General features: G+C 66.9%; 7 protein-coding genes. 6 read left to right on the forward strand and 1 reads right to left on the reverse strand.

The annotated features are described in order from the left end of the window. Positions 1 to 34 precede the first annotated feature (34 nt). On the reverse strand, positions 35 to 2,983 hold the full coding sequence (locus RI03_RS16530) for a M16 family metallopeptidase (protein WP_010218699.1): 2,949 nt from the start codon (positions 2,981 to 2,983) through the stop codon (positions 35 to 37). Positions 2,984 to 3,100: 117 nt separating this feature from the next. Between RI03_RS16530 and RI03_RS16535 the strand changes: the two genes are divergently transcribed. The 6 genes from RI03_RS16535 to RI03_RS16560 all read left to right on the forward strand — a co-directional run bounded on the left by RI03_RS16535 (position 3,101) and on the right by RI03_RS16560 (position 6,444). After that, positions 3,101 to 3,673 carry a NifU family protein gene (locus RI03_RS16535; RefSeq protein ID WP_010162111.1) on the forward strand — a complete coding sequence of 191 codons (573 nt, stop codon included), beginning with the start codon at positions 3,101 to 3,103 and terminating at the stop codon, positions 3,671 to 3,673. Continuing rightward, the gene (locus RI03_RS16540) at positions 3,673 to 4,263 is read left to right on the forward strand and encodes a malonic semialdehyde reductase (protein ID WP_010218701.1); all 591 of its coding nucleotides are present in this window, start codon (positions 3,673 to 3,675) and stop codon (positions 4,261 to 4,263) included. Before RI03_RS16535 ends, RI03_RS16540 begins: the two co-directional genes overlap by 1 nt. A gap of 5 nt (positions 4,264 to 4,268) precedes the next feature. Further along, the gene (tsaB, locus tag RI03_RS16545; protein ID WP_010218704.1) at positions 4,269 to 4,928 is read left to right on the forward strand and encodes a tRNA (adenosine(37)-N6)-threonylcarbamoyltransferase complex dimerization subunit type 1 TsaB; all 660 of its coding nucleotides are present in this window, start codon (positions 4,269 to 4,271) and stop codon (positions 4,926 to 4,928) included. Next, positions 4,925 to 5,395 (forward strand): GNAT family N-acetyltransferase, encoded by a 471-nt coding sequence (locus tag RI03_RS16550; RefSeq protein ID WP_010218705.1) that lies wholly within the window; start codon positions 4,925 to 4,927, stop codon positions 5,393 to 5,395. The genes tsaB and RI03_RS16550 overlap by 4 nt, the downstream gene beginning before the upstream one ends. A gap of 110 nt (positions 5,396 to 5,505) precedes the next feature. Next, positions 5,506 to 5,928, forward strand: coding sequence for a MucR family transcriptional regulator (locus tag RI03_RS16555; protein WP_010162107.1), 423 nt, complete (start codon positions 5,506 to 5,508; stop codon positions 5,926 to 5,928). Positions 5,929 to 6,021: 93 nt separating this feature from the next. After that, positions 6,022 to 6,444, forward strand: coding sequence for a Fur family transcriptional regulator (locus tag RI03_RS16560; RefSeq protein WP_010162106.1), 423 nt, complete (start codon positions 6,022 to 6,024; stop codon positions 6,442 to 6,444). Positions 6,445 to 6,489: the final 45 nt, after the last annotated feature.

The following is a 6,489-nucleotide window of genomic DNA, read 5'->3' on the forward strand; positions in this document are numbered from 1 at the left end:
GGGGGGGGCGGACGTCACCCTGCCCCCCCCGCCGTCACTTCGCCTTGGGCACCACCTGCATCGTCCAGTCGCGCTCCGGCCGCAGATATTTCGCCGCCGTCTCCTGCAATTGCGCCGCGGTCATCGTCGAGATGTCGCTGTACAGATGCGTCAGCGCGACGATCCGCGCCGGATCGTAGACTGCGCCGTCGAGCTGGTTCATCCAGAACTGGTTGCCCGTCGACTGGCGCATGATCGCCTGCTGCATCGGCCCGATCGTGCGCTTCAGCTCGTCCTCGTCGACCGGCTTGGCGACCAGCTCGGCAGCGATCTCGCGGGACAGCTTGAAGAACAGCGGCACGTTCGTCGGCGCGACCTGACCGATCGCGACGATCCGCCCGCCGCCCGGCTGGCCGACCGGCCAGTTGCTCGACACGTTCGGGCTGTAGCTCGCCCCCGCCTGCGAGCGCAGCCGGTCGAACAGGCGGTCGCTGAAGATCGCGGCGAGCACGTCGAGCCGGCGCGCCTCGGTCAGCCCGTCGACCCCGCTCCCGGTCGGCCAGGCGATCACCGCCGCGGCCTGGTTCGCGGGGCCGTCGTGCGTGCGCACCACCGGCGTCGTATCGTGCGCGGGGAAGCGCACCGGCGGCGCGACGAACGTGGCGGTGGCAGGGCGCGGCGGCAGTGCGCCGAGCGTGCTCTGCACCGCGGCGATCGCGGCTTCCGCCTTGATGTCGCCGAACACCATCACCTCGACCGGCCCGGTCTTGAGCAACGGCTCCCACAAGGCGCGGAAGGCGGCGGGGGTCGTTCCCTCGATCGCGGCCTGACTGGGCGTGCCCCAGCGCGGGTCGCCATCGTGGAGCAGCCGCTCGAGATCGCGCTGCAACACGCCGTCGGGCGAGGAATTATACCCCGGGAACGCCGACACCGCGACGCTGCGCGCGCGCAGCACCGGCGCGGGATCCCAGCGCGGCGCCGACAGCGCCGCCGCCATCAGCTTCAACTGGTCGCCAAGATCGGTCGGCGAGGTCAGCGCGTTATAGGTGAACGCATCCTCGTCGACCCCGAAATCGAGCCCGATCCGCCGCCCGGTGGTCAGCGCGTCGAGATCGCCCTGGTTGAGCTTGCCGATTCCGCCTGCGGTCAGCGCGAGATCGGCCGCCCAGGCAGGCGACTCCTTGTCGGCGGGCAACGCATTATAGCCGTGGCCGAAGCGCACGCGGACATAGACGCGGCTGTCTTCCGAGGTGGTCGGATAGACCAGCACGCGGACTCCGTTCGACAGCGTATATTCCTGCATGTCGAACGGCTTGATCGGCGTGTTCGACGCAATCGTCGCGGCGGGCCCGAGCTTGGGGAGCTGGTCGAACGAGACACTCCCCTGCCGCTTGCGCTTCGCCAGCCCCTTGACGTCGGCCTTGAGCGCATTGGCGAGCGATGCCTCGATCCCCTGCTCCGCAACCGGCGTCGAGATCAGCGCGCGCGGCGGCGTGCCCTGAAACAGCCGCTGGGTCGAGGCGAGGATCTTGTCGGGTGCGAAGAAGCCCTTCGCGACCGCGTCCTCGAACACCTTCTGGATGACCGCGGGAGACGTCGTCGTCTCGCGGATGTCGACCGCCTGGACCATGTCGTCGGCTTCCTTCGCGCCCGCCTCGGCGCGATAGGTGTCGACCTGGGTGCGGAACTGGACGCGCTGCTCGGCGAGCTCGCGGTCGATCTCGGCCTTGGTCGGCGCGGTCTTCTGCGCATCCGCGATCACCGCGCGGACGTCCTTGAGCGCTGGCTCCCACGCATTGCCGACGGGCAGGACGGTGACGAAGGTACCGTTCGCCGACCGCGACGGATCGTCGAGCCGCACCGCGGCGGCGATATAGCTGCCGCCCGAGCGCGCGCGCGTCTCGAGCCGGCGGTTGATGATCGCGAGCCCGAGGAAGTCGACGAGGCGCTTCTGGTTGAAGATCACCGTATCGTCATTGTACTGCCACGGCCGCAGCACCGCCATCTCGATCCGGGTCGGGATGCCGGGCTCGACCACTGCCTTGGTGGTCGACTGCTTGGGGTCGGGCTTGCCGAAATCGGGGTCCTTCGGCGCATCGCCGATCCCGCGCCAGTCGCCGAAATTCTTCGCGACCATCGCTTCCAGTTGCGCCGGGTCGAAATCGCCCGCGACGACGACGACCGCGCGTTCGGGGCGATACCAGCGATCGTGGAACGCCTTGACGCTTTGCGCGGTCGCCGCTTCGAGTTCCTTCACATGCCCGATCGGCGAGCGGTCCGCGAGCGGCTGCCCCGCGAAGAAGGTCGCGTTGAGCGCATCGATGAAGCGCACCTGCGGCCCCGGAGCCTCGCGCTGCTCGGCGAGCACCGCGGGGCGCTCCGCCCCGAGCGCGGTCTGCGTGATGTTGGGGCGCGAGACCATGCCCGACAAAATCTTGAGGCTCTCGTCGATCCCGGCGGCGGTCGCGCTCGGCAGGTCGAGCTTGTAGACGGTCTGCGTTGTCGTGGTCTGCGCGTTGGTGTCCGACCCGAAGGTGGTGCCCATCCGCTGCCAGATCCGCTTCGCCTCGCCGTCGGGCACATATTGCGAGCCGCGGAACGACAGATGCTCGATCATGTGCGCATAGCCGCGCTCGGGATCGGTCTCGTAGAGCGAGCCGACGTCCATCCGCACGCGCACCGCGATCTGACCGGGCGGCACGCCGTTCTTGCGCACCGCATAGCGCAGCCCGTTCTTGAGCGTGCCGAACTTCCACTCCGCATCGGGGGTGATGTCGCTGCCCTTGTAGAGCCACGCATCGCGATTGAGGATCGCCGCCTCGCCCTGCTGCGCGATCGACGCCGCGCTTGCGGGGGGTTGCGCGGAGGGGGTGGTCGAGGGCGCCGGGGCGGTCCCGGCGGGGGCACCCTGTAGCGGCCGCTGCTGCGGTCGCTGCTGGGGGGCTGCACCGATGATGAGGGAAGACAATAAGGCGAGGCGCATCTTGCGCTGGAGCGAAGTCATCCTTCGCCAATAGCGGCGGAATCCCATCACCGCCAGTATTGCACGTGTCCCCGTACCACGCCCCACAGACCACGATCATCCCTTGCGATCCGCCCGGTCGCGCGCCACATGGCAGGCATGCTGATCGAAACCGAACTCACGCCGAACCCGGCGACGCTCAAATTCCTGCCCAACCGCACGGTGATGGCGGCGGGCACGCGCGACTTCGCGACGCCCGAGGATGCGGAGGCGTCACCGCTCGCCGACGCGTTGTTCGGTCTCGGGGACGTGACCGGGGTGTTCTTCGGCAGCGACTTCGTCTCGGTCACCGCAGCGGCGGGGACCGACTGGAGCGCGCTCAAGCCCGACGTGCTCGGCATCATGGTCGACCATTTCAGCGCGGACATGCCGCTGTTCCGCCCCGGCAGCGCGGGCGAGATCACGGTCGCGAGCGACAGCGGCTTCGCGGATGACCCCGAGGATGCGGACATCGTCGCGCAGATCAAGGACCTGATCGAGACGCGGATCCGCCCGGCAGTCGCGAACGACGGTGGCGACATCGTCTATCGCGGGTTCGAAAAGGGCAAGGTCTACCTCGCGATGCAGGGTGCCTGCGCGGGCTGCCCGTCGTCGAGCGCGACGCTCAAGAACGGGATCGAGCAATTGCTGCGCTATTACGTCCCCGAAGTCACCGAAGTGCGCGCGGTCTGATGCCGGTGCTCGACGACGCAGCGCTCGACCAGATCTTCCGCAAGGCCCGCACGTACAACGGCTATACCGACGCTCCGGTGGGTACGGACGAACTGCGTGCGATCTGGGACCTGATGAAATGGGCGCCGACTTCGGCGAACCAGATGCCCGCGCGGCTCGTCTGGTGCACCACCGATGAGTCCAAGGCAAAGCTCGCCGACTGTGTCTCGGCACAGAACGCCCCCAAGATTTTGAACGCGCCGGTCAGCGTCATCATCGGGATGGACCGCGAGTTCCACGAACATCTCCCGATGCTGTTCCCGCATGCCGATGCGAAGGCCTGGTTCGACGGCAACGTCGAGTTGCGCGCGGCGTCGGCGTTCCGCAACTCGACGCTGCAGGGCGCGTATTTCATCATCGCGGCGCGCGCGCTCGGTCTCGATACCGGGCCGATGTCGGGCTTCGATGCGGGCAAGGTCGACGCGGCGTTCTTTGCGGAGACGCCCGCGGTCAGCACCAACTTCATCTCAACGCTCGGCCACGGCGACCCGGCAACGATCTTCGACCGATCGCCGCGTCCCGATTTCGAGACCTTCAACTCGATCGTCTGAACAGGGTGCGGACACTCGTCATCGAAACCGCGACCGCCGCCTGCTCGGTCGCGCTGATCGCGGACGGGCGCGTGACAGCGAACCGGCACGAAGTGGTCGGTCGCGGCCACGCGGAACGGTTGATCGCGATGATCGCCGAACTGCCCGAGGGTGGCCGCGCCGAGCAGATTCTCGTTGATTGCGGCCCGGGCAGTTTCACCGGGATCCGCGTCGGGATCGCAGCCGCGCGCGGGCTCGCGCTTGGCTGGGGCGTGCCGGTGTCGGGCTATTCATCGCTCGCCTTGCTTGCCGCCGCCGCGTTCGGCCGTGACGATCCGGGCGGCAGGGACTTGCCCGATCTTGCAGTCGTCCTGGAAGGCGGGCATGGCGAGGTCTTCATGCAAGGTTTCGCCGCCCCGCTTCGCGCGACCGCACCCTTCGTGTCGCTTCGCCCCGAAGCGGCGCTCGATGCGCTGCTGGCGACGACCGTGATGGTCGGCAATGGCGTGCGGTTCCTCGCCGCAATCGCGCCCGACCGCGCTTATCGGGAAATGTTGCCCGATGCGGCATCGGCGACCCTCCTCCCGTCCCGTTTTGCGACATTGCCCGCGGTCCCGATCTACGGTCGCGCGCCCGATGCGAAACCTGCGGCGACACCGGCGGTTGCCGCGGGCCTTCCGGCATGAGCACGATGCTCCGCGTCGACCTGCGCGGCGGCGTGGTGGCCGACCTGCCGGCGGTCGACACGATCATGCAGGCGGCATTCGACCCGCGCTTCGGCGAAGCCTGGACCCGCAACCAGGTGCTCGGCCTGCTGTCCATGCCGGGCGTATGGCTGACCATAGCGACGATCGGCGCTGATCCCGCAGGTTTTGCCTTGTCGCGCCGGGTGTTGGACGAAGCTGAACTTTTACTGCTGGCAACTGTTCCGACGTTTCGCCGACGTGGTGTCGGTGCTGCGATATTGCGATCGGTGATTGCGGATTCAGCGTCGCAGGGGGCCCGAACGCTGCATCTTGAAGTGCGCAGTGGTAACGATGCCATCAAACTGTATCGCTCGGCAGGTTTCGTGAAAGTCGGCGAACGTCATCAATACTATCGAGGCCCGGCAGGTCAGGCTTTCGATGCGCTGACTTACCGACGTGATCTGTGATGACGCATCGGTCATCTTCGTAATTCACCTTGCAATCGACACACTGCCGGACGATAGCCGCGATGTGCCACGGACTGTAATCGTGCGCACTGTAGTGTGAAAGGATTCCAATGGACATCAACAGCGAGCTTCAGGACACCCTGATCACGCTTACCGCAGACATCGTCGCGGCCCACGTCAGCAACAACAGCGTCGCAGTCTCAGACCTGCCGGTTCTGATCGCAAACGTGCATGGCGCGTTGACGACGCTCGGCGGTCCTGCACCGGTTGCTGAAGTTCGGCAGGAACCGGCAGTTTCGGTACGGTCTTCGATCAAGCCCGATTTCATCGTCTGCCTCGAGGACGGCAAGAAGCTGAAGATGCTGAAGCGCCATCTGATGACGCATTATCAGATGACCCCCGAGCAATATCGCGCCAAGTGGAACTTGCCCGCCGACTATCCGATGGTTGCCCCCAACTATGCGGAACAGCGCCGGACGCTTGCCAAGAAGATTGGCCTCGGCACCAAGCGCCGCAAGCCGGTCGCGCGCTGAGCCCCCGCGACAAGCCCTTCCCCCCCCCGGGAAGGGCTTGTTGCGACTCACTATCCCCTTTCGCAATAAAGCGAACACGCCTACATCGGGCGCATGCCCCGCCACATCGACCTTGAAGCCCTTTGCGCCGAAAAAGGCCTCCGCATCACCGACCAGCGCCGCGTCATCGCGCGGGTCCTGTCGGATGCCGAGGATCATCCGGATGTCGAAAAGGTGTACGAACGCGCCTCCGCGATCGACCCCGGCATCTCCATCGCCACCGTATACCGCACCGTTCGCCTGTTCGAGGAAGCGGGCATCCTCGACCGCCACGATTTCGGCGACGGTCGCGCGCGCTACGAACCCGCGCCCGAGGCGCATCACGATCATCTGATCGACGTTGAATCCGGCAAGGTGATCGAATTCGTCGATCCCGAGCTCGAACAATTGCAGAAGGCGATCGCCGAGCGGCTGGGGTTCCGGCTGGTCGACCACCGCATGGAATTGTACGGCGTCGCGCTTGACCGCAAGGGTTGAAGCAGCCGCCGCCCGCGCCGCTGCGCGGGCCGATGCGGCGGCCGG

Origin of the sequence: Sphingomonas sp. PAMC 26621, assembly GCF_000251145.1 — a bacterium.
Classification (GTDB): Bacteria; Pseudomonadota; Alphaproteobacteria; order Sphingomonadales; family Sphingomonadaceae; genus Sphingomonas.